25 protein-coding genes and 1 pseudogene are annotated in these 26964 nt (G+C 57.5%); 13 read left to right on the forward strand and 13 right to left on the reverse strand.

What is annotated here, in order from left to right; genetic code table 11:
- Positions 1-44: 44 nt before the first annotated feature.
- Positions 45-938 carry an EAL domain-containing protein gene (locus GCE01_RS02605; protein WP_244591052.1) on the reverse strand — a complete coding sequence of 298 codons (894 nt, stop codon included), beginning with the start codon at positions 936-938 and terminating at the stop codon, positions 45-47.
- Positions 939-1274: 336 nt separating this feature from the next.
- Here GCE01_RS02605 and GCE01_RS02610 point away from each other — a divergent pair, with 336 nt between their 5' ends.
- Positions 1275-2561 (forward strand): MFS transporter, encoded by a 1287-nt coding sequence (locus GCE01_RS02610; RefSeq protein ID WP_099210726.1) that lies wholly within the window; start codon positions 1275-1277, stop codon positions 2559-2561.
- Here GCE01_RS02610 and GCE01_RS02615 read toward each other — a convergent pair.
- The 4 genes and pseudogenes from GCE01_RS02615 to GCE01_RS02630 form a co-directional block, all read right to left on the reverse strand.
- Positions 2558-4165: an NAD(P)/FAD-dependent oxidoreductase gene (locus GCE01_RS02615; protein ID WP_086634366.1), complete on the reverse strand. Its 1608-nt coding sequence runs from the start codon at positions 4163-4165 to the stop codon at positions 2558-2560. The genes GCE01_RS02610 and GCE01_RS02615 overlap by 4 nt on opposite strands.
- Positions 4162-4779, reverse strand: a complete 618-nt coding sequence (locus tag GCE01_RS02620; protein ID WP_064273814.1) for a TIGR00645 family protein — start codon at positions 4777-4779, stop codon at positions 4162-4164. Before GCE01_RS02620 ends, GCE01_RS02615 begins: the two co-directional genes overlap by 4 nt.
- 60 nt (positions 4780-4839) lie before the next feature.
- The gene (locus GCE01_RS02625) at positions 4840-5163 is read right to left on the reverse strand and encodes a ribbon-helix-helix domain-containing protein (protein WP_099210728.1); all 324 of its coding nucleotides are present in this window, start codon (positions 5161-5163) and stop codon (positions 4840-4842) included.
- 26 nt (positions 5164-5189) lie between these two features.
- A pseudogene (locus GCE01_RS02630) lies at positions 5190-5773 on the reverse strand (DJ-1/PfpI family protein).
- 195 nt (positions 5774-5968) lie between these two features.
- Here GCE01_RS02630 and GCE01_RS02635 point away from each other — a divergent pair.
- Genes GCE01_RS02635 through GCE01_RS02645 form a run of 3 tightly spaced genes read left to right on the forward strand, consistent with a single transcriptional unit; the run spans position 5969 to position 8555 of the window.
- On the forward strand, positions 5969-6937 hold the full coding sequence (locus GCE01_RS02635; protein WP_099210730.1) for an ABC transporter ATP-binding protein: 969 nt from the start codon (positions 5969-5971) through the stop codon (positions 6935-6937).
- Entirely contained in the window at positions 6934-7758 is an 825-nt protein-coding gene (locus GCE01_RS02640) for an ABC transporter permease (RefSeq protein WP_099210732.1), read from the forward strand. Before GCE01_RS02635 ends, GCE01_RS02640 begins: the two co-directional genes overlap by 4 nt.
- Complete coding sequence (locus GCE01_RS02645; protein WP_064273805.1) at positions 7755-8555, forward strand: ABC transporter permease; 801 nt, start codon at positions 7755-7757, stop codon at positions 8553-8555. The genes GCE01_RS02640 and GCE01_RS02645 overlap by 4 nt, the downstream gene beginning before the upstream one ends.
- Here the strand turns inward: GCE01_RS02645 and GCE01_RS02650 are convergent.
- Entirely contained in the window at positions 8552-9145 is a 594-nt protein-coding gene (locus tag GCE01_RS02650; protein ID WP_099210734.1) for a DUF805 domain-containing protein, read from the reverse strand. The two genes, GCE01_RS02645 and GCE01_RS02650, sit on opposite strands and share 4 nt — an antisense overlap.
- Positions 9146-9359: 214 nt before the next feature.
- Between GCE01_RS02650 and GCE01_RS02655 the strand changes: the two genes are divergently transcribed.
- From GCE01_RS02655 to GCE01_RS02675, 5 genes are all read left to right on the forward strand, one after another.
- Positions 9360-10406 carry a cation diffusion facilitator family transporter gene (locus GCE01_RS02655; RefSeq protein ID WP_099211115.1) on the forward strand — a complete coding sequence of 349 codons (1047 nt, stop codon included), beginning with the start codon at positions 9360-9362 and terminating at the stop codon, positions 10404-10406.
- 8 nt (positions 10407-10414) lie between these two features.
- Complete coding sequence (locus tag GCE01_RS02660; protein ID WP_046899993.1) at positions 10415-11308, forward strand: cation diffusion facilitator family transporter; 894 nt, start codon at positions 10415-10417, stop codon at positions 11306-11308.
- 20 nt (positions 11309-11328) lie between these two features.
- Positions 11329-12690, forward strand: a complete 1362-nt coding sequence (locus tag GCE01_RS02665) for an L-serine ammonia-lyase (RefSeq protein ID WP_099210736.1) — start codon at positions 11329-11331, stop codon at positions 12688-12690.
- A 371-nt stretch (positions 12691-13061) separates the two neighbouring features.
- Positions 13062-14312, forward strand: a complete 1251-nt coding sequence (locus GCE01_RS02670) for a chloride channel protein (RefSeq protein ID WP_373321864.1) — start codon at positions 13062-13064, stop codon at positions 14310-14312.
- 401 nt (positions 14313-14713) lie between these two features.
- Positions 14714-16669: a Hint domain-containing protein gene (locus tag GCE01_RS02675; protein ID WP_167386100.1), complete on the forward strand. Its 1956-nt coding sequence runs from the start codon at positions 14714-14716 to the stop codon at positions 16667-16669.
- Between the two features lie 94 nt (positions 16670-16763).
- On the opposite strand, the gene GCE01_RS02680 is transcribed toward GCE01_RS02675, so the two are convergent.
- Positions 16764-17549, reverse strand: coding sequence for an acid phosphatase (locus tag GCE01_RS02680; RefSeq protein WP_099210742.1), 786 nt, complete (start codon positions 17547-17549; stop codon positions 16764-16766).
- Between the two features lie 181 nt (positions 17550-17730).
- On the opposite strand from GCE01_RS02680, the gene GCE01_RS02685 reads away from it, so the two are divergent.
- Positions 17731-18012 (forward strand): SelT/SelW/SelH family protein, encoded by a 282-nt coding sequence (locus tag GCE01_RS02685; RefSeq protein WP_046899997.1) that lies wholly within the window; start codon positions 17731-17733, stop codon positions 18010-18012.
- Here the strand turns inward: GCE01_RS02685 and GCE01_RS02690 are convergent.
- Positions 17997-18527, reverse strand: coding sequence for a DinB family protein (locus GCE01_RS02690; protein ID WP_099210744.1), 531 nt, complete (start codon positions 18525-18527; stop codon positions 17997-17999). The genes GCE01_RS02685 and GCE01_RS02690 overlap by 16 nt on opposite strands.
- Positions 18528-18703: 176 nt before the next feature.
- Here GCE01_RS02690 and GCE01_RS02695 point away from each other — a divergent pair, with 176 nt between their 5' ends.
- A complete protein-coding gene (locus GCE01_RS02695) occupies positions 18704-19759 on the forward strand; it encodes an aromatic ring-hydroxylating oxygenase subunit alpha (RefSeq protein WP_099210746.1) in 1056 nt (351 codons plus the stop codon).
- Positions 19760-19812: 53 nt separating this feature from the next.
- Here the strand turns inward: GCE01_RS02695 and GCE01_RS02700 are convergent, their stop codons facing one another.
- The 3 genes from GCE01_RS02700 to GCE01_RS02710 are packed head-to-tail and all read right to left on the reverse strand — an operon-like array spanning position 19813 to position 23156.
- Complete coding sequence (locus GCE01_RS02700; RefSeq protein ID WP_099210748.1) at positions 19813-20853, reverse strand: WD40 repeat domain-containing protein; 1041 nt, start codon at positions 20851-20853, stop codon at positions 19813-19815.
- On the reverse strand, positions 20850-21836 hold the full coding sequence (locus GCE01_RS02705; RefSeq protein ID WP_099210750.1) for a CobW family GTP-binding protein: 987 nt from the start codon (positions 21834-21836) through the stop codon (positions 20850-20852). The genes GCE01_RS02700 and GCE01_RS02705 overlap by 4 nt, the downstream gene beginning before the upstream one ends.
- 21 nt (positions 21837-21857) lie before the next feature.
- Complete coding sequence (locus tag GCE01_RS02710; protein WP_244591053.1) at positions 21858-23156, reverse strand: O-antigen ligase family protein; 1299 nt, start codon at positions 23154-23156, stop codon at positions 21858-21860.
- Between the two features lie 59 nt (positions 23157-23215).
- Here GCE01_RS02710 and GCE01_RS02715 point away from each other — a divergent pair, with 59 nt between their 5' ends.
- Positions 23216-24214, forward strand: a complete 999-nt coding sequence (locus tag GCE01_RS02715; RefSeq protein WP_046900003.1) for an aldo/keto reductase — start codon at positions 23216-23218, stop codon at positions 24212-24214.
- Here the strand turns inward: GCE01_RS02715 and GCE01_RS02720 are convergent.
- Both GCE01_RS02720 and GCE01_RS02725 read right to left on the reverse strand, forming a co-directional pair.
- Positions 24189-25268: a glycosyltransferase family 4 protein gene (locus tag GCE01_RS02720; RefSeq protein WP_099211119.1), complete on the reverse strand. Its 1080-nt coding sequence runs from the start codon at positions 25266-25268 to the stop codon at positions 24189-24191. The genes GCE01_RS02715 and GCE01_RS02720 overlap by 26 nt on opposite strands.
- Before the next feature lie 99 nt (positions 25269-25367).
- Complete coding sequence (locus GCE01_RS02725) at positions 25368-25517, reverse strand: hypothetical protein (protein WP_232309094.1); 150 nt, start codon at positions 25515-25517, stop codon at positions 25368-25370.
- 249 nt (positions 25518-25766) lie between these two features.
- Between GCE01_RS02725 and mtnA the strand changes: the two genes are divergently transcribed.
- Complete coding sequence (gene mtnA, locus GCE01_RS02730) at positions 25767-26864, forward strand: S-methyl-5-thioribose-1-phosphate isomerase (RefSeq protein ID WP_099210752.1); 1098 nt, start codon at positions 25767-25769, stop codon at positions 26862-26864.
- The last annotated feature ends 100 nt before the right edge of the window (positions 26865-26964 follow it).

Consider the following 26964-nt stretch of genomic DNA (forward strand, 5'->3'; position numbering starts at 1 on the left):
CCGGCAGCTCTTTCATATTTTTAGAGAGCGGCCGGTTTTGCCGGCTACAGCCCTTCGGCTGTTCGGGTCATACGTCGTCGTCTTGACCGACCGTCTACACTGGCGAACCGCTCGGTAATCTGAGCGGTCGTTTCAGCACCCGCCAAAATAAGGCCAGACGCCTCAGAGCAACCGGTTTTCTGAACGAATTCCAGTTGCTTTGGCGTGTCCACACCCGTGGCACGAATGCACAAGCCCAGCGCTTTAACGGCTTCAAGAGCAGCACGATAAAAAACAACTGCACCTTCATCGAGCTCTGGCACACTTCCCTGCAAACTCCAGGACAGCGTAGATGCAGACAGAACTGCGAGATCAAACTGCACACCATCCAACAGGCCGCTGACGGCGCGTTCTCTCAGCAAAGTCAGACTGGAGACCGAGGAGCCAAATCCGTTCGTGAAGATCTGAACGCCACGGTCCCGAAGAGATGCCAGCGTGTAACAGACTTCGCGCTCCTCCTGAGCAATCCCGCTTTCCTGGAAAACCAGATCCAGACGTGAAATCGGAAACCCACTCTGATCCAGGACACTGTTCAAGCGACCATTGAAAGCGGTATCCGGCGCCTGATCGTCTTCAAGTGAAACCATGAGCCGCATACCATCTGGCCAGCTCGCGGCCTGCGTACAGGCAACCTGCAGGAGCTCCAGATCAAACTCTCTCTGCTGCTGCTCCAGCGGCTTGCGACGACTTCGCCTCACGGTCCGTCGGGGAATAGCCAACCAGAGCTGACTCATGTCCACCTGAGCACCAATCAGCTTTTCCATCCCCGCTCGGCCAGCCGCCATCCGAGGCAGCCATCGCAAAGGCGGCAGTGCACTTTTCTGGCGCGCCCGGCGACTGCGCAGAGTGGTAGCGAACATCGTGGCACTCGTCGGAGAAATATTCGTCTCGGACCTCACAGGATCATCTCTTCGGTCTCTGGTCACAGCGCCAGTCACTCCGGGGCCAAATGAGGCTGCGTCCGCAAAACTGACATCCCGTCCTGCATCATCCAATTTCGAACATCTCCTGTTCCATCTGTGCGACAGAATGACGGGAGAAGGCTAATTTTCCCTTAACAACTCCCATTTCCCGCTCACTTTCCCGTGGGGACGCAACAAAATGGCTGTGGAACCAAGAGTGAAATTCTTCGTTCGCTCAATCAGGACAATTCTGCTACCGATTCTGCTCAAGCGGATTTTCCGTGCCACTTCCTTCAAGCGCGCAGGTTCAATCTGCCTGTCAGGACATTGTTGATGACGGATGCTCTCGCTCGCTCCGCCCCGAACACGTCTTCCCGCAACTCTCTCAAGGCTTTGCTACCTTTCTGGCAGGTGACGTTCGCGTCCTTTCTGGGATGGTTTCTGGACGCTTTTGACCAGACATCCCTGATGTTCACACTGCCGGACATCGCTCATGATTTCAGCTGCACCATTGGCACACTGGGGATGGTTCTGACGGCCCAGTCCCTTGGACGCGCCATAGGCAACACAAGCTGGGGCTGGCTCGCGGACCGTTACGGCCGTCGTCTGGCCTTTATGCTCGGCGTGGTCTGGTTCGGTGTCTTTTCTGCCATGACGGGCCTGTCCCACAGTCTTCTCATGCTGGGCATTGTCCAGTTCCTGTTCGGCATCGGCTTTGGTGGCGAATGGACCGCCTCTGCAGCCCTGCTGATGGAAAGTGTTCCCGCCTGGACACGCCCGATGGCATCTGCGCTCATGATGTCAGGTTATGAAGTCGGATATTTTGCAGCAGCCGGAGCACAGGCTCTGATCCTGCCGCATTATGGCTGGCGCGTGCTGTTCTTCATCGGACTGGCGCCTGCCCTTCTGGCGATTTTCATTCGTCTTGGGGTCAAGGAAAGCCCGGTCTGGCTGCGGAACCGGGCAGACCGCGCGGCCGGTCAGGCCAAAACGCCGACACAGCCTCTTCCCAAGGTAAAATTCCGCCTGAACGGAGCGGCCCTACAGGCGATTGCCTTCATGGCGTTTCTGGAATTTCAGAAAGCGGCCATTTACACATTTTACCCGACGATCCTGCGTGGCAGCCACCACCTGACACCACAGGACATCTTCATTCCCATTACCCTCTACTGCATCGGATCGTTCGCTGGAAAAATCCTGTGTGGCTGGCTGGCAGAACGATGGGGTGACCTGAAGGTCATGCTTGGGGCGATTGCAATTGTCGTTCTGACAATCTGGCCGTTCCTGAGCGCTCCGTCCTGGAGCATGCTGCTGACGGCAGCTTTCGTTATGGGTGCTGCTGCGTCTGGTATCTTCGCCCTCGTGCCGCATTATCTGGCAAAATGCTTCCCTTCCGAGACACGTAGCTTCGGCATGGGGCTGGGTTACGCGCTAGGGTCTATTGGGCAGGGCATTGCCGGATGGCTGATTCCGGGAATTGGCCGGACACCGATCACACTCCCGCTCACTGCGGAAGCCTTCGTGGTCGGGTCCAGTGCCGTCACGGCCGGTATCGCCCTGCTTCAGCCAAAGCACCTTCCGGGCGAAACCATGGAAGGCGACGAAGAAGCAGCCTCTTAAAGAGAGGCTGCCAGCCACTCGGCGGTACGGATTCCATCTATGCCGGCGGACAGAATACCGCCGGCATATCCTGCCCCTTCTCCCGCAGGGAAAAGCCCACGCAATGTTGGGCTCTGGCCATCACGGTCTCGCTGAAGCCGGATAGGGGAAGACGTACGGGTTTCCACTCCCGTCATGACAGCATCATCCATCGAGAAGCCCTTTAACTTGCGCTCAAAACGCGGCAAAGCTTCACGAATGGCGTCCGAAACAAAATCCGGCAGGCAGAGCGTCAGATCAGTCGGTGTCACACCTGGCTGGTAGGACGGCACGACGTCCCCCAGCGTTGTGGAAGGGCGACCGGCCAGAAAATCCCCGACGCGCTGGGCAGGCGCACGGTAATCGCCGCCACCGGCCACAAACGCCGCCTTTTCCCATTTCCGCTGAAGTTCGACACCGGCCAGAACATCGTTCGGAAAGTCCTTTTCCGGCGTCACTTCAACGACAATTCCACTGTTCGCATTCCGCTCGGCACGGGAATACTGGCTCATGCCATTGGTCACGACCTGTCCGATTTCAGACGTCGCCGCCACGACCTGTCCGCCCGGGCACATGCAGAACGAATACACAGCCCGGCCATTCGACGCGTGATGAACCAGCTTGTAATCAGCGGCACCCAGCAGATCGTTCCCGGCGTATGAGCCGAAACGGGCTGTATCAATGACAGACTGGGGGTGTTCGATCCGCACACCTATAGAGAACGGCTTGGCATCCATGGCGACATTCGCATCACGGAGCATTTCGAAGGTGTCGCGTGCGGAATGCCCAACGGCCAGGATAACGCGCTCGGCAGGCAGGGTCTCTCCCGTTGAAAGGCGCAGGCCTCGCAAACGGCGTTCCGTTCCCTCACCCTCCATGTCAAAGCCATCGACGCGCGTCTCAAACCGGTACTCGCCGCCGAGACGCTCGATTTCCTCACGGATGAACATCACCATCGTGACCAGTCGGAAGGTCCCGATATGGGGCTTGGAGACGTATAGGATCTCTTCCGGCGCACCCGCCCGAACAAACTCTTCAATGACACGTCGGCCCAGATTGCGAGGGTCGGACACGCCAGAGTAGAGCTTGCCATCAGAGAACGTCCCGGCTCCGCCTTCCCCAAACTGGACATTGCTCTCGGGCGTCAGAACAGATTTCCGCCACAGGGCAAACGTATCAACAGTTCGGGCGCGAACCTCTTTGCCACGCTCGATGATGATAGGCTTGAGACCAGCCTGTGCGAGCGTCAGCGCCGCCATGATTCCGCAAGGGCCTGCCCCGATAACCACAGGGCGCGGCATCCCCTCGGGCAACGTTGCTTGGGGAAGATGATAGGTTGTGTCAGGCGTGGAGCGAACATGCTGGTCTGCTTCGTGGGCCGCAAGGACAGACGCTTCGTCCGTCACGTCACAGTCGATGCTGTACACCAGAACGATGTGACCGCGCTTGCGGGCATCGTAGCCGCGGCGGGCGATCTTGAAACTTTTCAGGGCCTCGGACGGGATATTGAGGCGCGTCAGCACTGCCTCCCGGAGCGCCTCTTCCGAGTGCTCCAGCGGCAGGCGCAGTTCTGTCAGGCGAATCATGCGTCGTGCTTTTCTTTGTGCTGGGCGGCGTCAGGCTGCGGATCGGCGTGATGCGTATCCGGCGAACCTTCCATGATGCGATCCATGACGGCCATCAGAACACCGGACACAACGAAGGCCAGATGAATCCCCACGCTCCATTCCAGAGCGCGCGTGGAGGTGTCATCCACACGAATGAAATCAGCCAGAACATGGATGGCAGACATGGCGACAATGGACGCCATGAGCTTGATCTTGATATCCCCGAACGTCACGTGACCAATCCAGGACGGATAATCTTCGTGCTGACGGATATCGAGACGGGAAACAAAGTTCTCGTAGCCCGAGAACATGACGATCAGCAGCAGGTTCGCCAGCAGGACCAGATCGATCAGATCCAGCACACCAACGAAAACGTCATCGAAATCCAGGCCGGTTGCCTTGAGAACAAGGCCCAGAAGCTGCTGGAAGAACTTGAAGGCCACCAGCAGCAGCCCGATGGTCAGGCCGAAATAAAGCGGTGCGGCAATCCAGCGGGTTGCGAAGAAGGCACGTTCCATGACGTGTTCTGCGCGTCGCGAGGACAAGGGATTGCTGCCAGGTTTCTGGCCCTGTGGGGAAGAAGGAGTCGTCATGGTCCTTCTGTACGATTTTGCGAGCGTTTCCGCCAATGCCTCTTTGCTGCGCCGTATCGATTATCCAACCCGACGCAAGGCAACAGTCTGACCAACGGCGGAACTGGAACCTGACGGCACGCGTCGTTGCCGGTCCAGATAGCGAAGGCAACTGACACGCAGAAACGACGCCATATTCGGCAGTTCACCACGCAGTTCGAGAATTTCGTCCGAAAGCTTGGTGATGAGCTGATTGACGGTCATGCCATCTGCCGCCGCGATTTCCGTCAGAATGTCCCAGAACATGTTTTCCAGCCGGATCGTCGTTACGACCCCATGAATCCGCAGCGACCGCGTGCGACTTTCATAGAAGATCGGATCGGCACTAACATAGAGGTCACACATATGGGCTCTCCTGACGGAACAAAGGCTCAGGCTTCGATTTTGGTTCCCAGAACCTTCAGGAACTGACCAATCCATGCCGGATGTGCTGGCCACGCTGGCGCTGTTACGAGCTTGCCGTCTGTCACTGCACCGTCAATTGCGATGGCCTGATAGTCCGCTCCTGCAAGGATCATTTCAGCACGACAGGCCGGATAAGCGGAGACCTTGCGGCCTGAAATGACATTCGCTGCGGCGAGAAGCTGCGGGCCATGGCAGACAGCGGCAATCGGTTTGTCAGCCGTGACAAAAGCGCGCGGATCAGGTCCAGCACGCTCTCATCGGTGCTAAGCTGCTCCGGGGCACGGCCGCCGGGAATGACCAGTGCGTCATAGTCTTCCGCTTTTGCGCCTGCATAAGTGGCGTTCAGCGTGAAATTATGACCGCGCTTTTCAGTGTACGTCTGATGGCCTTCGAAATCGTGGATGGCCGTTGCCACCTGCTCTCCAGCCTTCTTGCCCGGCGACACCACATCAACCTTGTGTCCCACCATCAGCAGCATCTGAAATGGCACCATGATCTCGTAATCTTCAACGAAATCACCTGCGAGCATGAGAATACGTTTACCGGCCATTGGATCATCCTGACAATCAAGGTTCACAATACTGCTCCCGTCTTACCGCATTCAGGAAGCGCGTGGGTAATAGGTGGTGACGACATTCCGCTCTGTCACCATGGCCTCCCACTTGCCTGAATAGGAGAGCTCACGCAGAATTATTATTCCGTTCCGTCATGGCACTCTGGTGCCGTCAGAAGGCCCTGTTCCGTCATGAAGAATGCTGCCGCGATTGAGGTGCATGACCTCCGCAAGACATATCAGGTCCGTGATGGCGGCAGTTGGCGTGGCAAAACGCGCGAAATCACGGCTCTGGACGGCATTTCTTTCACCGTCCCCGCAGGCGAGATTGCCGGTTTCATCGGGCCGAACGGCGCTGGGAAATCTACTGCCATCAAAATTCTGGCGGGTATCCTGCGCCCGACCTCCGGGACCGTCCGCGTTGGCAACCTGATCCCTTGGGAAAACCGGCTCGCACATGTCGCGCGGATCGGCGTGGTGTTTGGCCAGCGCACGCAGCTCTGGTGGGATCTCTCTGTTGGGGAGGGACTGGCGCTTCTTCGGGATATTTACAGCGTGGAGCCAGCGCGGTTCCTTCGCAACCGAGAGCGTCTGGCGGATGCGCTGGATCTGCACGGCATCATGGATCAGTCCGTCCGGCAGTTGTCTCTTGGCCAGCGCATGCGGGCAGAAATCGCCGCTGCCCTGATCCATGATCCGGATGTGATTATTCTGGATGAACCTACGATCGGGCTGGATGCCCCATCCAAGCTAGCGGTACGCGCTTTTGTGCGGGATCTGCGACGCGAACGCGGCACAACGGTGCTTCTGACCACGCATGACATGCATGATATCGAAGCACTGGCAGACCGGGTCATCGTCATCGGCCATGGCCGCATTCTTGCAGATAGCCCGTTTGAAGCCCTTCAGGCGACCACTCTGTCGGAGCGAATTCTGGAAGCAGATTTTACCGGGCCGCTGCCAGACCTACTTCTGCCCGAGGGGGCGACAGAAACAGCGCGTGGCTCTCGCAGCGTGACGATCACGTTTGATCCGCAACGCCTGCCCGCGCCTGTGCTTGTGGCGCATCTTTCGACACTGCCGGGCTTGGGTGATCTGCGGATCGGGCGCCCGGCGATTGAAGAAATTATCACACGCTTCTACGCGGACCACGCATCGTGACGATCAAACCCTATGTGACGTCTTTCGTCCTGCAATGGAAAATTGGTCTGCGATATCGTCTTGCGGTACTGGCGGGGCTTGTGGCGCAGATGTGGTTCGGCGCGATTTCCCTCATGGCCTATGCCGCGGTTTACCATCATGCTCCCGGCGTGGACGCCCCCATGACGCTGCGTCAGGCCATGACGTATACCTGGATCCAGCAGTCCCTTTTCACCCTGCTTCCTCTCGGCTGCCTCCCCGCCATTGGTGAAGCGGCAAAGAGCGGAGCAATTGTTTATGACCTGTTGCGCCCCGTCGATCTGTGGAACTGGTGGCTTTCGGCCTCGCTTGCCCGTCTTCTTGGCAACGCCATCCCGCGCGCAGTCCTTCTTGCCGCTGTCGCAGGGCCACTTGCTGCCCTCGTTGGGCTGAATGGCTGGAGCCTTGCCCCGCCCGCCTCATTATGGGCCGCAATACTGGCTCTGTGCTCCTTCATCCTTGGTGCTTTCATCTCCGCAAGCATCGTGATGTGGTGGAATATCGTCACGGCCCGAACGTTATCGCCTCTCGGAACGTATGCTGTCGGCACACCACTGGCTGTTCTGCTCTCAGGAATGCTCCTGCCGCTGCCGCTTTATCCGGACTGGGCGCGTGAGTTGCTCCTGTTCCAGCCTTTTGCCGGAATTTCTGACATTCCCATCCGGCTTTACATGGGCATGGCCATCCCGGGCGGCGTTCTAACCGCCTTGGGCATTCAATGTTTCTGGCTGGCCGCACTCACGCTTGTTGGGCGCTTCTGGATGCATCGCACCATCTCCCGGATGGAGGTTCAGGGCGCATGAATGCGTTTTCACTCTACCGGCGCATGGCAGCAGCCTCGATCAAGGCACAACTGCGGTATCCCGGAACATTCGCGCTTCAGCTCATTGGAAATTTCGTCACCACCCTGCTGAGCTTCTTCGGAATCTGGAGCCTGTTCCAGCGGTTTGGCAGCATCGCGGGCTGGGATATTGGCGCCGTGGCCGTTCTATACGGACTGGTAAACGTGTCTTTCGCGATTGCCGAAACCCTTGGCCGCGGCTTTGAAGTTTTTGGTGGCGAATACGTCAAGACAGGCTCATTCGACCGGCTTCTTCTTCGCCCACGCTCGACACTGGTCCTGCTTCTTGGCCACGAACTGCGACTTCGCCCGATCGGCCGCTTCCTTCAGGGAGCATTCGTTATGGGAGCAGGTTTCTGGCTCTCGCCACATGTCTCATGGGCGACAGTCTGGCTTTTGCCCTGGGCAGTGACGGGGGGAGCCGCCATGTTTCTGGGCGTTCTGATTGGGCAGGCCGCCCTGTGCTTCGTAACGGTCGAAGGGCTGGAGGTTGTGAACGTCCTAACCTATGGCGGCGTGGAAGCAGGACAATATCCGCTTACCATGTTCGCGCGCTGGCTTCGTCGCTTCCTGACATGGGCGCTCCCGCTATCAGCCGTCTGTTACTATCCGGCTCTGGCCATGCTGAACCATCCTGACCCTTTGGGCATGCCTCTCTGGTTTGGCCTGCTGTCTCCGGGGATGGGCTTTGCGTTCCTCGGTCTGATGGTTCTGTGCTGGCAAAGAGGCGTAGCCGGATATGTTTCAAGCGGCAGTTAGGGCTGCTTGGCTGGATACCCCCACTTGTTGATGCGATAGTCAGTGTCGAAGCACATCATGATCCACACCGGAATCATCCCGATCACCGTAAAGTACAGGAGCATCCACCAGCCTGACCGACCGGTATCGTGCAACCTCCTGACAGACACACTGAGATCTACAACGAACATGTAGAGGCAGGGCAGAATAAGGAGAAGGTTCAGCAGCCCTGCAATAACACTGCCACTGTGTTTGAGATCATCGGAAATCACGGAGATCAGGATCGTCCAGCAGATTTCAACAATCCTGAAGTACCAGTACTCCTTTCGGCGGGAGCGGCCCTGAAAGTCTGTCGCCCGGCGGAAACAGCTGCGAACGGCGTCAGTGAAAGACATGTCCGCAGCGGGCAAAGACGCAAACTGCCCGGCCTGAATATCCAGAAACACATTGTTGGCCATTGTGCCCCAGGGCTCGAAATCCACCCGCTGCCCCTTCATGGGCGCCAGAGTGTCCCGCCAGTTCATTTTCGAAAATGCATACCGGACGTCCTGATCATTCAGGATCACGCCTTCGCCCGTCTGAACATCAAATCCGAGAACGGTGCCTTTCATGGACACTCTCCCTGCAAGTCCACCTCTGCTGACATTGCAGGGCTAGGTCTCCTCTTTGTTACGGAATATAACCGACGCGTCCACCCACAGCGTTGAAAAACCGTGCTCTATCAACATGCGCGCACTGACAATTCTGGACGAGCCAGATCATCGCTTGGGTTGATGGAACGAGATGCTATATGATGCGAGACCCCAGCCACAGATTTGCCCGGACATGACACCAGATCACAGCCACACGTGCGCACACGGCCATGACCACACCGATCATGACCATTCTCATGCAGATGGGCACGACCATGCCTCTCATGATCACCAGGATCATGACCATGAGGGCTGTGACGGGCACGATCATGGGTTTGGTTTTGGACGTCCGCATACGCATGCACCGGCGAATTTCGGCCGTGCGTTCGCCATCGGGATCGTCCTGAACACAATTTATGTTGTGGCCGAAGCCCTCTGGGGGGTCTGGGCACACTCGCTGTCCCTTCTGGCAGACGCAGGGCACAACCTGTCGGACATTCTGGGCCTTGGCGCAGCATGGCTGGCGGAAAGCCTGGCCCGCCGTGCACCCACGACACGTTTCACCTATGGCCTGCGTCGTTCCACCATTCTTGCGGCGTTCGTAAATGCGACGGTCCTGCTGCTGGTAACGGGTGGGATCATCTGGGAATCCATCGTTCGTCTTTTCGCGAATGCGCCCGTTGAGGGATCAGTCGTCAGTTGGGTCGCGCTCGTCGGAATTGCGGTCAATGCGTTTACTGCCCTCCTTTTCATGAAGGGGGCCTCGAACGACCTCAATATCCGTGGCGCGTTCATGCATATGGCGTCTGATGCCATGATGGCCTTTGCCGTTGTGATTGCAGGACTCCTGATCACATGGACCGGCTTTCAGATCATTGATCCGATCGTCAGCCTGATTGTCTCTGTGTCCATTATTGTCGCGACATGGTCTCTGCTTAAAGGGTCAGTCTCGCTATCACTGGATGGCGTTCCTGCCGGGATTGTACCAGCCGACGTTCAGGCCGCTCTTCTGGCCGTTCCCGGCGTCAGTGGACTGCATCACCTGCACATCTGGCCGATGAGCACGACAGAAACAGCTCTTACGGTCCACCTGCTGCGGGATGACACGGCTCAGCAAAGCCCCGAACAGATCATCACGCAGGCCACAATCCTCCTGCGTGACAAGTTCAAAATTTCTCACCCCACCTTCCAGATCGAAAGTCCACCAGCGTCCTGCGATCTTCAACAGGTCTGCTGCTGAGAGCTTCAATGACGTCCACACGTATCAAGATTGCCTACGCTTCCATTGGGGTGAGCGTAGTGGTTCTGGCCATCAAGTACGCGGCATTCTGGGTCTCCGGCTCCGATGCGCTGCTGTCTGATGCCATTGAAACCATTCTGAATGTCATTGCGGCATTCGGCACCCTGTGGGCACTCTCCATTGCAGCACTGCCCGCTGACGACAATCACCCTTATGGCCACGGCAAAGCAGAATACCTGTCCGCTGTTATTGAAGGCGTTCTGGTTGTTCTGACGGCACTCGGCATTCTCGTCGTGGCCGTACATGACTGGATGCATCCGACGCCGGTTCATGCCCCCTTCCAGGGTGTTGCACTGAATGCGCTCGCCGGTGTCGTTAATCTGGTCTGGGCACGCATTCTCATCGGGTTCGGCCGGAAGAACTCCTCACAGGCCCTGCTGGCTGCAGGCGAGCACGTTCAGTCAGACGTCTGGGCGACTGTTGCGCTGGTCATCGGCGTGTCCCTGATACCCGTCATCAAATGGGACCGGCTGGACGCAGTTCTGTCTGCCCTGGTTGCCCTGAACGTTCTGCGGGCTGGCTTCTCGATGATGAGCCTGTCCATGTCAGGTCTTATGGATGAAATTCCGGGCACAGAGGCGGTGGAAACCGTAAAGGCTGTCATCTCCTCAAGCGGAACTGGCGCTCTCGAAGCGCATGATCTGCGCCTGCGGAAAGTGGGCCCCTTACATTTCGTCGAGTTTCACCTCGTCGTTCCGAGCGAAATGAGTGTGCATGACGCTCATGAAATCTGCGACTGTATTGAAGCGGGTCTGCGGAAAGAACTGGGCCGGGCTTCGATCCATATTCACGTAGAACCTGCTGACAAGGCCAAGCATTCCGGCGTTCTGGTCCTGTCCTGACAGCTTCGGACATTCCGATTATGATCAGTCTTTTCGACCTGTTCCGCATTGGCCTCGGCCCGTCTTCTTCCCATACGGTCGGCCCCATGCGGGCCGGACACGCCTTTGCCGAGGCCCTTCCAGAAAGCATATCTGTCGCCAGAATTCAGGTGACCCTTTATGGCTCCCTGGCATGGACCGGCGTTGGACACGCAACAGACACAGCCGTTCTTCTCGGCCTCGAAGGATGGCTCCCGGATCAGATTTCGCCTGATCATGCCAAACAGATCATCGAAAAAATCCAGTCTACGAAACATCTGACTCTCCGGGGCCAAACCATCCCTTTCGACCCGGCATCCGATACCGTCTTCGATTACGAAACCGTTCCTCCTGTCCATCCGAACACGCTCCAGTTCGAAGCATTTGACGGTGCTGGAAGGTCTTTCCTACGGGAGCGCTACTGCTCGATCGGTGGCGGTTTTATTGTTCCGGAAGACCACTCTACCGAGGCCACTATCATCCCGCCCGTCGCCGTTCCTTATGATGTCATATCGGGACGCAAACTCCTGGATGATTGCCAGAAGAGCGGCCTGACTATTGCTGGCCTGATCTGGGCCAATGAAACAACACTCCGGGCCGATAACGACGTCACTGCTTATATTGATCGTATTCTCGATACGATGATGGAATGCATCGACCGAGGACTAAGAGAAGACGGCATTCTTCCCGGCAAACTGCATATCAAACGCCGCGCACGCACTCTTCACCGCAAGCTGGAGAGTGGAACCCGCTGGAATCAGCGCGCACCCCATGAAATCATGGATTGGGTGAGTCTTTTCGCGATCGCCGTGAATGAGGAAAACGCTGCGGGCGGACGCGTTGTAACAGCTCCGACCAATGGGGCCTCCGGCGTCATTCCTGCCGTTCTGCGCTATTACAGGGACTTCTGTCCCGGCGCCTCACGGGAAGGCATGCGGGATTTTCTTTTGACCGCCACGGCTATCGGCGCCTTGTTCAAGCGCAATGCTTCCATTTCTGGTGCAGAAGTAGGCTGTCAGGGCGAAGTGGGTGTCGCATGCTCCATGGCCGCAGCCGGGCTTGCCGCAGCGTTGGGCGCCACACCGGATCAGGTTGAAAATGCTGCTGAAATCGGCATGGAGCATCATCTGGGCATGACCTGTGATCCGATTGGTGGCCTCGTCCAGATCCCTTGCATTGAGCGCAACGCGTTTGGAGCCATCAAAGCCATTAACGCGGCCTCACTCGCGATACGCGGTGACGGAGTGCACCATGTTTCGCTGGATCAGGTGATCCAGACGATGCGCGAGACCGGCGCGGACATGAACCATCGCTATAAGGAAACATCGCTGGGCGGTCTGGCCGTCAGCTTTCCGGAATGCTGAGACCGTTGCAGCCACATTGCGAGTTATTGCGTTCATTTTCTACTTGATCGGTTCAGACTTCTTGACCCGGCGCGAAGAAGGCTGGCAGGACCGGACATGTAACGCGCGGGGTTTGAACCGGGCGTATCTTCCCTTGCCCGACACTCCTTCTTGGACGTCCTCCATTGGCCGATACCTTGCCCACCCCTCCAAGCCCTGCTCCCAAGCCCTTACCTCCGGGACATGTCTCCTCACAGCACGCCCTGCGCCGTAAGGACCGTATCCATCATCTGAGACGCTCGGCCCGCGCCACGACCACCCAGTGGCGACGCACTGTCATCTACTGGATCGGCGCCGTTCTCATTGGTGTTGTTGCCGTGCTTTTCGCCCGCATGGGTGACGCTGCTGCTGATCTGAGAACGCGGATTCTGGAATGGCATCCCTGGGCGATGCTGTTCGTGGCCCCGGCAGGTCTCGCTTTCATCACATGGATGACCCGAACCCTTTTCAAAGGTGCACAGGGCTCAGGTATTCCGCAGACAATCGCCACCCTGCACATCGAGAATTACACGATGGTCGACAGGGTTCTGGCGCTCAAGATCTCGGTTGGGAAAATTCTTCTGACCTGTCTGGGCCTGCTTTGCGGTGCATCGATCGGGCGCGAGGGGCCGAGCGTTCAGGTTGGGGCATCCATCATGCATGCCTTCTCCCGCCTTCTCGGACAATCCAACATTGCCGCAAAGCGCAGCATGATCCTTGCCGGTGGCGCGGCTGGTATGGCCGCAGCATTCAATACGCCACTGGCCGGCATCGTCTTTGCGATTGAAGAACTCTCCCATTCCTTCGAACAGCGCACCTCCGGACGGACGCTGACCGTCGTTGTTGTCTCCGGTGTGACGGCCATCGCGCTTTTGGGAAACTACACCTATTTCGGCCATGCCGACGTTGATATCCCGGTTGGTACAGCATGGATCGCGGTGCTGACCTGCGGCATCCTCGGAGGACTGGCAGGTGGAACGTTCGCGGCACTGGTCATCAAGGCGTCGCGTGGTCTTCCAGGCCCTGTCGGCCGTTTCGCCGGGAAGCGCCCAATCGCATTTGCGGCAGCCTGTGGGCTCGTACTGGCTATCATTGGCCTGATCTCCAAAGGGACAACCTATGGAACGGGCTATGCGCAGGCTCGCGCCATCTTCTCGGGCACAGAGCACTATCCGGCCTCTTTCTTCGTCCTGAAATATCTAGCGATGCTGGTGTCCTATTGCTCGGGCATTCCGGGCGGCATGTTTGCGCCATCGCTGGCGATTGGTGCTGCGATTGGAGGCTGGGTTGAGCAGTTTCTGCCCCACACCACGCCCGGCGCAGTCGTACTATTGGGGACAGTCGCCTATTTCTGTGGCGTCGCGCAGTCTCCCCTTACAGCGACGATCATCGTCATGGAGATGTGTGACAACCAGCAGGTGACGCTTGCGCTGCTGGCCACGTCCTTTCTGGCGTTTGGTGTCTCTCGCATGGTGTGTCCTCGCCCACTGTACACCGCGCTGGCTGACAGATTCATGGAAGCCAACGAACATGCCCTGCGACCGCCCAGACCTGAGGCGCCAGAATCGAACACAGCATCCATTGAAAATAAAAAAGCGCTCTGAGGAGCGCTTTTTTATTAAGAAACGAGGCTTAAGATTCTTTTCGTTAATAAGTAATTAATTCGACCCCAAACTCTTCCAATACGCTTCGATCTCTCTATCCATCAGTAAATCTATTTTACTGCACGATAACGCCTGATTAATCGTGAGTTTTCCGGCATTTCTTCATCTATTCAGAGATGCGGCCGTGAAAATAAATTTCACATAAAGATACAAAAATCCAAAATCCGTATTGTTTTTAAAATTCGAACATGCGATTGAACCGCCGCGCCCGAAAAGAACGCTATTTCAGGCGCTTCACCGCAATAACAATCCTATATGCCCATAATCAAAATTATCTTTGATTGATTCAAGGGCATTCATTATGGGCGCACATGCGTCTTTCCCCAAGAAAAGACATCCTAGTGAATCACAGAAATCCTTCCAGATATCCTGATCCTTGCCATGATGGACTGAACCGTCGTCAGCACAATACGACCGTCAGCGGACTCTATATTTCAGGAAAGAATGACTACCTCATTGTGAATTCTGGTGGCACCGCCATCAAGACAACAGTCACAGCAGGCGGCCATGTGAAGGTTTACTCTGGTGGCAGAACCATCAGCTCCATTCTGACAGTTCCAGACACTGAGGAAGTCATTTACTCCGGCGGAACGGCAACAGGCACAATCGCCACCAAAGGCGCGGGCCAGACCGTCAACACGGGTGGCGTTGCCAGTGACACGGTTGCAAGCAACGGCAATCAGTTCATCTTTGGTGGTTCGAGCTTCAATGCCTCCATCCAGAGCGGCGGCAAGCAGACTCTGACATCGGGAACGGCAACGGCCAACACCGTGACCTCTGGCGGCACAGTGGCTGCGACCGGCGGCACGACAGTTCGTGACCGTATTCAGGCGGGTGGCGTTGAGAACATCAGCCAGAATGCCGTTGCCTCAGGTGCGACTGTTTCTGGCGCTGCCGCGAGACTGAATGTTTCGAGTGGTGGCCGCGCCGTCAACACGATCGTCAATGCTGGAGGCAACATCGTTGTCGGAAGTAAGGGCATCGCAAGCGGGACGACAATTTCGTCTGGCGGATCTCTTGTCATTCAAGGCGGAAGCATCACCGATACGATGCTTGTCCCCGGTGGCCAGATCGACATCGGCACCCTGGATTATAAGGGCAATACGGCCGCCAAGATCGTCGGTAACGTCCTGACCGTGACACAGGGCAAGGCATCCTACACCATCAAGCTCGTAGGCGATTACTCTCAGTATCACGCCCATTTCTCCCCAGACGGAAATGGCAAGACAATCATCTCGCTGGATAAGGGAGCAGAAGTCTGCTTCCTCGCGGATACGATGATCCGCACCACGACCGGTGACATCCCCGTTCAGGACGTCCAAATCGGCGCTGAAGTTCTCGCCTGGACGCCCGAGGGAGAGCAGGTTCGCCCGGTCGTTTGGGTTGGTCGGAAGCATGCCATTGTCCGTCAAGGACTGGCCTCGGATGTCGCGGGTTATCCGGTTCGCATTTGCACGAATGCGATTGCAGATGGCGTTCCATCCAAAGACCTTCTGGTGACACCAGAGCATAGCCTGTTCATTGATAGCGGTCTGATCCCGGCCCGTATGCTCGTGAATGGCCGCAGCATTATTTACGATACCTCCATCACATCCTACGATTACTTCCACATCGAGACGGATGTGCATTCTGTCCTTACGTCTGACGGAATGCTGACCGAGAGCTATCTCAACACAGGCAACCGGGACGGCTTCACACAGGATGGCACTGTCGTCAGCCTGAGTAGCCCGGTCCGCACATGGGAAGCTGATGCTGCTGCACCGCTGACTGTCAGCCGCAACAAGGTTGAGCCTGTTCATCACGCTCTTGCCGAGCGCGCGATAAACCTTGGCTTTGATGACGTCCGTGACGCCAGAGCAGTGGTGACAGACCCGGACCTCCATGTGATCACACCAGCCGGTAAAGTGATCCGTCAGTCCCGTGAGAGCAATGGTCGCGCGATCTTCACGTTGCCATCAAACGTCCGCAGCGTGCGCCTCGTCTCAAGAGCAGCCAAACCATCCGACGCTATTGGCCCGTTTGTGGATGATCGTCGTGAACTGGGCGTGCTAGTTGGGAACATCACCCTGTATACTCCTGAGAATACACGTACGATCACGTCTCATCTGGAAGAGACTGATCTCTCAGGCTGGGCTGACAAAGAGAACTCTGCCATTCGCTGGACACTCGGCGATGCCCAACTCGATCTTGGCTCCAGTGCTGTAGAACACGGCATGTCTCTTCTTGCCGTAGAGATCGTTGCTGGCGGACCATACATCGACCAACCGAACACCGAAGTCTCCGCTCTTCAGGCATAAAACTGAAAACGGCCACCCTAAGCAGGGTGGCCGTGTGACGAATGACTCAAAAACAATCCGGCCGTGGAGCTTTCTGCTCTTGGCCGGATTTATATCATTCAGACAAAATGGAATGTGCGGCAGCGTCTGCTTCTGCAGCACAATCAGCAGCATCTGGTGCAGGGGCCGCAACCTTCATGGCGCGCAGTTCTTCCCGGGCGGCAGCGAGATCATCCTGTAATTCCGGAGCCGCAAGCAGCGCATCCATTTCAGACGATGCATTCAGGAAGCCAGCCTGCACGTCCGATTTCCAGTGCGCCCCACAGACAATCCGGCTCTCACCAAAAACACGCCCGCGCTGCAAAAGCATGGTGGCATGTTCAGGCATCAGATGAGCAAGCAGAAGAGCCATGCCATATCCCGCCGTCGTATGGCCTGATGGATATGAGGAATGCAGACCCAATCCCTCGGGCGACGTGCAGATTGGCAAGTTCGTGCCAACGAACGGCCGTGTCCGATGCCAGTAATGTTTGGCTTCTGACGTCCGATGAATGATGGGATTTTCCATGCGCTTCAGCACAATCGCCAGATGGGGCGCCTTCGCCAGATCCAGCGTGTAGCCGACGGAGCAGGAGAAATCGCGCACAAGATGCGGCACTTCCAGATCCGCATCTTTCTGCGCCAGCGCCCAGCGTGGCGTATCTTTCAAGGCGCGTGTCTCACGGAAAATACGGTCATCATCCGCCTGCGCGGCACTACCTGAGGCTGGTGGCTGCGGCAGAACCAGACGGGCATCCGGCACTGCGGATTCCGGCAATGGCTCCCGGGATGGTGTTTCACAGGCAGAAAGAAGAGTAGCGCACATCAGAAGTGCAACAGGCAGGCGGACAGACGACATCATGCGGCGCAGGGTCTCACGAAAGGGAATAAAGACGATCCACTTTCATAATGTTCTCTTCCTGTCGGGGGAAAGTGTTTCTTTATGACCGTTGCAAGTCGTGCCTAGAGACACATCTGAAAGATGGCAGAGTTGCCGTGCTGTGCAATGATGCTCCTCAACGCCTCACCCCAGGAGAAAAGACATGTCCTCCACAGCACCGCGCGTCTCAATCCGATATTGCACGCAATGCAACTGGCTTCTGCGGTCTGGATGGATGGCGCAGGAACTGCTCTCCACGTTCGGGCAAGCTCTCGGGGAAGTTGCCCTGATCCCTGATACCGGCGGGCGCTTTGAAATTCATGTGGATGACGTGCTCGTCTGGGAACGCAAGCGCGATGGGGGATTTCCTGGCCCGAAAGAGCTCAAACAGCGTGTCAGGGATATCATCGCACCTGAACAGGACCTTGGTCACACAGACCGCTGATACTCATCCCGGAGAAAGACTGTCAGGTCATTGGAGGGCCAGCTCTCCGGGATCTGCTTGAGCATGTCGCCTACAAATCCCCGGTGGTAAGTGGCGTGATTGACGACATGAAGAATGATCTGTTCACGGGTCATCACCCCAGGCTGGCCATCAACATATGTGAATGAAATCGGGCAGCTCAAATCATCCACGCTCCATTGCATGACGGCATTCAGATACCACTGATGCATGGATTGCGTGGCCTGCCAGAGCGTTTCGAGATCGGGCACCTCATCGGTCTGACGTGACCGATACCCATGATCCTGACCCTGAAGATGATGGCGGAAAATGTCGTCGACGACATAGACATGGTTCAACGTGCCCAAAAGAGTGCTGAACGTTGTCTGCCGCGGTTTCTCAATCTCCAACTGCGGTAACTTGAACAGAGCGTCGTATGTCAGCCTGTCAGCCCAAGCGCGATATTTCAGGAACATGATGAGCGTCTGCAAATGAGGCGGCGAAGACAATCTGGGCATAAAGCACCTCATTCCGATATCGTTCCATATGTGCCGTATTTAGCCAATCGAGACAATGCAGCCAGACTGCAATGCCTCATTATTAGAACGCTATAAGCATATTTATGCTATATCCGAGAACGCCCTATCCATGAAATGATTTGCGAGATCCTTCTTAAGCCCGCGGGGACCCTTCCATGACCGCAGCCTGCGCCAGCCTCTCTCCCGCATCCGTTGGCCTTCCACGGAACTGCACGTTCGAACCCGCAGACTGGCAGATCCTTGCCAAGTCCTGGTACCCGGTCGCCCTGTCCCGTGAACTCGGGGAACGCCCGCTTGGGGCGGTGCTGTTGGATGCACCTCTCGTCATTTACCGCTCTGGAGATGATATCGTCGTTGCCGATGATCTGTGCCCTCATCGTGGGGTACCGCTAAGCATGGGCAATGGAAACGGCGAGACGATTGCCTGTGCCTATCATGGTTTCCGGTTTGGTCAGGATGGCCGTTGCGTGCGGGTGCCTGCCCATCCGGACAGCAAGATCCCGCCGAAGCTCCACCTGAAGACCTACCCTGTTGTAGAGCGGTTCGGCCTCATCTGGACGTGCCTGCGCCCCGAAGGAGAAATCAATCTCCCACCGATGCCGCATTGGGACGATCCAGTCTTCCAGCAGATCACTTGCCCGTCCATCGACATCAAGGGCTTCGCAGGACGTCAGGTCGAAGGCTTCATTGACGTTGCGCATTTCGCTTTCGTCCATACCGAGACTTTTGCAGACCCTGAGAACCCGATCGTTCCATCCTATTCACCCAGGCTGACGGAAACGGGTTTCGAGGCTGAATATCGCAGCAACGTTTCCAACTTTCCGCACGGGCTTCTGGGCGTTGAAGAGTTTGCGGACTTCGAATGGCTCCGGCATTTCCGGGTTTTCCTGCCCTTCACGGCAACGCTGGAAATCCACTTCCCGAACGATGGCAGGCTCGTCATCATGAATGCAGCCTCACCGGTTTCGGCTCGTGTGACACGCATGTTCGCGCCAATCTGCCGGAATTTCGATACGACTGGCTCCGTTGAGGATGTTTACGAATTCAATCGCCGTGTCTTTGAAGAAGACCGTCAGATTGTTGAGGCGCAGAAGCCGGAAAACCTGCCTCTTGACCCCAACCTTGAGGCGCATGTGATGGCAGATCGCAGTGCCATCGCCTATCGCCGAGGTCTGCGTGGGATGGGGCTGAGCCAGTTTTTCACAGCCTGAACGCAAAAAAGGAGGCCCGAAGGCCTCCTTTTCATGACAGTCTGAAGCAACGTTCAGCTTGCAGCGGACAGATCCACAACACCAACTGTCCCATCTTCTGTTCCAAAGATGATAGCCCCGCCCTGCGGAGTAAAGGACACGGACGTCACCTTGCCACGTGCAGCTTTCTGGCCTGAGCAGAGAGGCAGTACACGCTGGTCCCCGCCCCCGATCTCAGCCAGAAGAACAGTGCCGTCTTCGTAGCCGGCCGCAATGATGTCTTCCTTCGGGTTCGGGCACACAGCGCTGACAAACAGCCCCGGCAAACGGGCCAGCTCGGACGGAGCCTTGCCCATCGGGCCGCCACCGAAGAACGGCCACAGCACAATGGCATCCGCCCCGGCCGTCGCCAGCCAACGGCCATTGCGCGTAAACGCCATGGACCGCACCTGCTTCGGATAGCCGCTCATGCGCATGTTGTGCCCATCGGCCAGACGCCAGCCATGCAAGTCATTTTCCTGCATGGACGTCACGAGAGCTTCCCCACCCGGATGAATGGCAATGCCAATATGGCTGCCTTTCCATTCGAACGGGCGCACCGTATCGACCTTGGCCTGCACGAACCAGACAGACGCACCGTTGTAATGCGAGGCCGCAACGCGCTTGCCCTTGGCATCAAAAACAATGCCCGTCACAGATGACGGATGATCCAGCTTCTTAAGCGTTGTCGTGCCTTCAGCCGCACGGACTTCAAGCTCCCGGCCAGCCGAAAAAGCGAAATGTGTGGTGGATGACGCAATACAGTCCACCCACCGGCGTCCTTCGCTCAGAATCTCCGTCCGGCCATCGGCATACGTGCGGACAAGTTTTCCGTCCTCGCCGCCCGTTAGAAAAGCATCCGGCAGGCTGTCCTGTGACAGGCACAACGCCCCCTCGTGAACCGAGAGAACCGTCCAGGCGCCAAGCGTATTCATCTTGTCGCGCGGAATAAGAATGATCTCACCGTCCGCCGTGGCAGCAGCCAAAGTCTTGCCATCACGTGACGACGCAACGCCGATGATCGGGCTTTCGAAGCGGCGTTCTGCGCCGCGATCTTCAATGATTTCCCGTGTCATTCCGCGATGCAGCTTTCAAAGCCGCGACGAAGCTGCGGACGGTTCAGATTACGGCCAATGAAAACCAGACGGGAATCCCGGCTTTCTCCCTCACGGTAGGGGCCGATGAAATCACCATCTGCCATCATATGCACGGCCTGAAACGCAAAGCGCTGATCTTCACCCTTGAAGTGCAGAATGCCCTTGGAGCGCAGGATATCGCCACCCTGCTCTTGCAGGAGCGCGCCAATCCAGGCCTGGAAGCGCCGCTGGTCAATCAACTCCTTCACAGAGAGGGAAATGCTGACGATGCCCTCTTCATGGGAGTGATGATCGTTTTCCAGAAAATCCGGCATCGTGGACAGGGCGCGCTGAAGGTCAAAGCCACCACGATCCAGAATATCCGTCAGCTTCACGCCGCCATGCTGGGCTTGGTGAATTTCAGCCACGGCATTGATCTGGCGAATGCGGGCAACGATTTCCTTGCGGCGCTCTTCATCGGCGAGGTCGGTCTTGTTCAGAACGATCACATCCGCAAATGCGAGCTGGCTGGCGGCCTCCGGGCTTTCTTCCAGCGTCTGCATGATGTTGAAGGCATCAACAACTGTCACGACAGCATCAAGACGGGCCTTCTCACGGATGTTCTCATCCACGAAAAACGTCTGTGCGACAGGCGCCGGATCGGCAAGGCCTGTTGTCTCGACGATGATCCCGTCAAAGCGCCCGCGACGACGCAGCAGCCCACCGAGAATGCGGATCAGATCGCCACGCACGGTGCAGCAGATGCAGCCGTTGTTCATTTCGAACACTTCCTCGTCGGCATCCACCACGAGGTCATTGTCCACGCCAAGCTCACCAAACTCATTGACGACCACGGCATATTTGCGGCCGTGCTCAGCAGTCAGGATATGGTTAAGCAGGGTGGTTTTACCGGCGCCAAGAAAGCCGGTCAGAACAGTAACGGGAACGGTTCCGGCGCGTGCCGGATCACTGGTGCTGGACATGGGGGTGCCTCCGTAATCTGCTTACGATATAGGCCCGCGCGCCCTGTCTTGAAAGCCGTTGCGATAGGCTAACCCAAGACCGAGCATCAGAAATCCCCATCCACCCAACGGCAGATTCATGAAATCCGAAGAGGACGCGATGGGCCATTCCTGAATGAAGACCGCAGCAAAAAGACCGATTGCAATGGCTGAACCCTGCCGTCCCGGCCAGAGCGCCTTGAGCCAGCAGGCCACCATCAGCACAAACAGGATCAGGCCCGGAATGCCGGCGTTCACCAGAGCCTGAAGATAATGATTGTGCGGATGCTGAACACAGAGATCGCGCCAGCCTTTTTCTGGCGTTGCCATGGAAAGCCACGACAGACCGTGGAACGTCGCCGGGTCATCACAGTGATGGCGATAGGCGTCATAGCCTTGCCCCAGCAAAGGGTGTTCCTGCGCCATCACCACAGCATGCGTGTAAATCTCGCCGTAAGGAGACTGGCTGAAATGCGTCAACTGCTGCCGGGCAAGCACAACGAGATGTGAGAAGCTACCGGGCGACAGCGCACTTGCAGCAAAGATCAGAAGCGGCATCATCGCCGCCGCAACAAGCGCTGCCGGGCGCATCGGCCGATACAGAAGCGCGCAGATACCAATTCCGAACAGCGAAAGCGCGAACGGCATTCTCTGCCCCGCGAGGACCATGACGGCCACAGCAAGAACCGTCGCAGCGCAGAGCCCCAGAGTGCGGGACCAACGACTTTTCCACCCTTCGATCAAAGTACAACCAAGCATCAGCATCGGCAGAATAAGACGTGACAGCGGGGCAGCGGCACGGGGGTGCGTGTAAGGGCCTGTAAGAGTGCCATCATGGAAGCGCGGCACGCCGAACAGATTTCGCCCGAACGCCGCCTGAACCATAATCTGGAATGCAATGTAGAGCCCGCATCCACACGTGACCCAGAGCGCTCTTTTGCGCCAGACGTCATCGCGCAACAGCCAGCAGCCCAACGCTGCGGCAGCCAGCGGAAAGCGGATGGCCGCCAGAGACTGGCCCAGTGCCCCATGACCGGGCGAGACCCAGACTGTGCACAAAACCTGCCAGCCCCACCAACAGAAGGTCGCGATGACCCAGGGCTCTCTTGCCCAGTCCCATTGCCGCGTTCGTGCCGACTGCACCAACAGCAGAACGGCAAGAATATCGAGGTCGGCTTCCGCCAGCCCTCTGAGATGCGTGAGTGTCAGCGGCAGCAGAACAGCAAGCCACTGGCCGAGGCGGGTCAGGGAAAAAGAAGACAGGCGCATGGACATTGTGGATGGCGGGTTTCGACTTTCCATGCAACCACCTCCATCCGAATGCGCTTTTTTGAAATAGTCCCTTTCTTATGGAGACAGGCATGTCCTCAGACACCATTCTCATTCCCGGCATCGACACTCCGGTTTCCCGCGTGGCTCTCGGCACCTGGGCCATTGGCGGCTGGATGTGGGGCGGGCCGGACGATGAAAACGGCGTTCGCACCATCCATGCAGCTCTCGATGACGGCATCAATTTCATCGACACGGCACCCGTCTATGGCTTCGGGCACTCAGAAGAAGTTGTTGGCCGGGCACTGGCCGAAAAGCCCAACAAGGCTTTCGTTGCGACAAAGCTGGGCCTGAACTGGACGGATGACAAACCCGAAGACCGCAAGGTTTTCCGTGATTCCCGCCCTGCCCGCATCCGCAAGGAAGTGGAAGACTCCCTGCGCCGCCTGCGGGTCGAAACGATTGATCTCGAACAGATCCATTGGCCCGATGACAAGACTCCCATCGATGAAAGCGCACGCGAGCTGCAGAAACTTCATCAGGAAGGCAAGATCCGGGCGCTCGGCGTTAGCAATTTCTCGCCGGAGCAGATGGATATCTTTCGCGAAGTCGCCCCACTCGCAACAATTCAGCCCCCGCTGAACCTGTTCGAACGCACCTGCGAAAAAGATATTCTCCCATACGCCAAGAAGAATAACGCCGTGGTGCTCGCTTATGGCGCGCTCTGCCGCGGACTGCTCTCCGGCAAGATGAACAAGGATACGAGCTTCCCGAAAGATGACCTGCGTTCAGGTGATCCGAAGTTCCAGAAGCCAAAGTTCGAGAGCTATCTCGCCGCAGTCGAAGACTTCAAGGAGCTGGCCGCCAAGCGCGACAAGTCCGTTCTCGCCTTCGCTGTACGCTGGGTTCTGGATCAGGGGCCAGTCATCGCACTCTGGGGCGCACGCAAGCCTGAACAGGTCTCCGGCGTGAAGGATGTTTTCGGCTGGTCTCTGACCGACGAAGAAAAGAAGGCTGTGGACGAAATTCTGGCACGTCACGTCCCGGACGCGATCGACCCGACCTTCATGGGGCCACCGAACCGCGACTGAAGGCAATGGCTGCCTGACGCAACGCGACAAGGCGCGCGCGGGCAGCCTCCAGACTGAACAGAGCGGCCCGTTCGCGGCCCTTAAGGCCCAGCTCCGCTCTGAGTGCCGGGTTATCCATCAGTTGACCCAATGCCGCCTCTAGCGCTCCGGAAGCATCCGGGGCCGCTAGCAGGGCCGCGTCCCCGACTACATCCGGCAGCGCGCCAAATGGCGAGACGATCACAGCTGCCCCGCATGCCATGGCTTCCAGCGCCGTCATGCCAAATGGCTCCGGCCAGCGGCTTGGCACAACAACAACAGCTGCTTCTGTCATAGCTTCAAGAACATCCGGATGGGACCGATAACCAGTCATCAGAACATCCGCCTGTGCCGCCTGAGGGCGCAACCGCGTCAAAAACGGGGTTTCCGGTGAATCAGGGCCAAATCTGTCTGCGCCCATAATGACAACTGTCCAGTCCGGATACTGATGCCGAAGACTTGCCCAGGCTGAGACAAAAGCATCTACCCCCTTGTCTGCGACCACCCGTCCCGCGAACAGAACCTGTTTTTTCCGCGGGCGCTCAGCTGGCAATACGGACAGATCCACACAGTTCGGCTGAATTTCGACGCGTGGCGATGTATCGCTGCCTTCTGCAAAACACGTCGCAACCCATTGGGACACAGCGCACACCAGCACCTTCGCGGCGAGCCGGGATCTTTCTTTCGCAGTTTTAGCGCCCCTCATGGAGCGCGGATCATTGTGCAGAAGCAGCCGGACGGGAGCGACACGAGACAGCGCCATGGCCAGATCGGGCCTGTTATGAACCTCGATCAGATCAGGCCGGAAGTGTCGGGCTGCGTGAACGCAGGACAGCGCATAGTTCAGGCGTTGAGGAAGTGGCCATATGCCACGCTTCAGAGGAACAAATTTGCCGCCCGGCAATGGCACGCCGGAGACAGCTCTGCCGATAATCCGATCATCACAGAGGGCCACGCGGCTGACGAGTAGGGAAATCGCGCCAGCGTGGCCCTCAGCATAAAGTTCACGCGGCGGCAGAACCGTCAGTACACGCAGAGACACTGCTCAGCCCTTTTCCAGATCCGGCCCGACAAACAAGGGGCCGAGCGAGGATGAGGCTTAACAGCCTGAGGCAGAAGAGTGAAAGAGGCCTGCTCAGGAAGAGATCTGGCGCTTTTCCTGTTCAAGCTTCTGGCGGCGCACCACCTTACGATTCTCCCGCAGCAGACGGTATTTTTCCAGCGCCGTCATGTTGGCAGACCTGTTTTTCGTGGAAAGACGTGGCTGAGCGTCAGACGAGCGCACGGCTGTATTTCCGGGGTTCACGAGAGAGGCCATTATCTTTCCCTACAGCTAGAAAGAGAATCCAGACACGAAACGTAATACAATTCATACTACCGGTTTCTGAACACTCGCAAGGTAATATCCGCCCAACGCGCAATACGGCCCGGGGGTTTCCACTCTTGAGTTCGCGGAGTGTATCGCGCACATGCGCTATAAGACGTCTTTTCTGTTCCGCGCCCTGAATGCCGGAGCGTCTCCCAGGAGCATCCAATGAAGATCAATGGCATTGCCTATCGCAGCATCTGGCGCCCGTCTGACGACGCCAAAAGCATCCGCATTTTCGATCAGACCCGCTTTCCATGGGAAGTGGAGGTGCTTGAACTCCGCGACGTCGGCGCTGTCGCGCATGCAATCCGCAGCATGCAGGTTCGGGGTGCTCCGCTGATTGGTGCCGTTGCGGCCTATGGTCTAGTTTTTGCCCTGCAGAACGACGCATCCGATGCTGCGCTGGAAAAAGCGGCTGCTGATCTGATCGAGACACGCCCGACCGCCATCAACCTGCGCTGGGCCATTGAACGCATGGTGACGCGTCTGCGCGCGCTCACGCCAGCAGAGCGCGTTGAAGCCGGATATGTGGAAGCCGATGCGATCTGTGATGAAGACGTGCAGGTCAATGAAGCCATCGGCCGCCATGGACTGGACCTGATCCGCGAAATCTGGGAGCGCAAAGGTAAGACAGGCCGCGTCAATCTTCTCACGCACTGCAATGCCGGCTGGATTGCCACGGTGGACTGGGGAACAGCACTGGCCCCCATTTACATGGCGCACGACGAAGGCATCCCTGTGCATGTGTGGGTGGATGAGACACGCCCCCGCAATCAGGGCAGCCTACTCACGGCCTGGGAACTCGGCAGCCATGGTGTCGCGCATACCGTCATCGCGGACAATGCTGGCGGCCATTACATGCAGGCTGGCGATGTGGACATGGTCATCGTCGGCACGGACCGCGTAACGGCGCAGGGCGATGTGGCCAACAAGATTGGCACCTACCTCAAGGCGCTCGCAGCCAAAGACAACAACGTCCCGTTCTGGGTGGCACTCCCGTCTTCCACGATCGACTGGCGTGTTCGGGACGGCGTGAAGGAAATCCCGATCGAGGAGCGTAGCCAGAACGAAGTCCTGTTCATGACAGGTCTGACGGATAACGGTGCTCCGGGCCGCGTCCGCATTGCACCCGATAACAGCCCGGCGGCCAACCCGGCTTTTGACGTCACACCTGCCCGTCTGGTTACAGGCTTGATTACGGAACGCGGCCGCTGTGATGCTTCGGAAGAAGGGCTGAAGGGGCTGTTCCCTGACGGGCAGTAAACCCGCCTCCTGACAGTCCTGTGAGGATAGGCCCCTGCCAGAAACAGGGGCCTGACTTGCCTTCAACATGAGGGTGTACGCTTCTGTCGATGCACCCGGG

Origin of the sequence: Gluconobacter cerinus, from assembly GCF_002723935.1 — a bacterium.
GTDB lineage: Bacteria > Pseudomonadota > Alphaproteobacteria > Acetobacterales > Acetobacteraceae > Gluconobacter > Gluconobacter cerinus.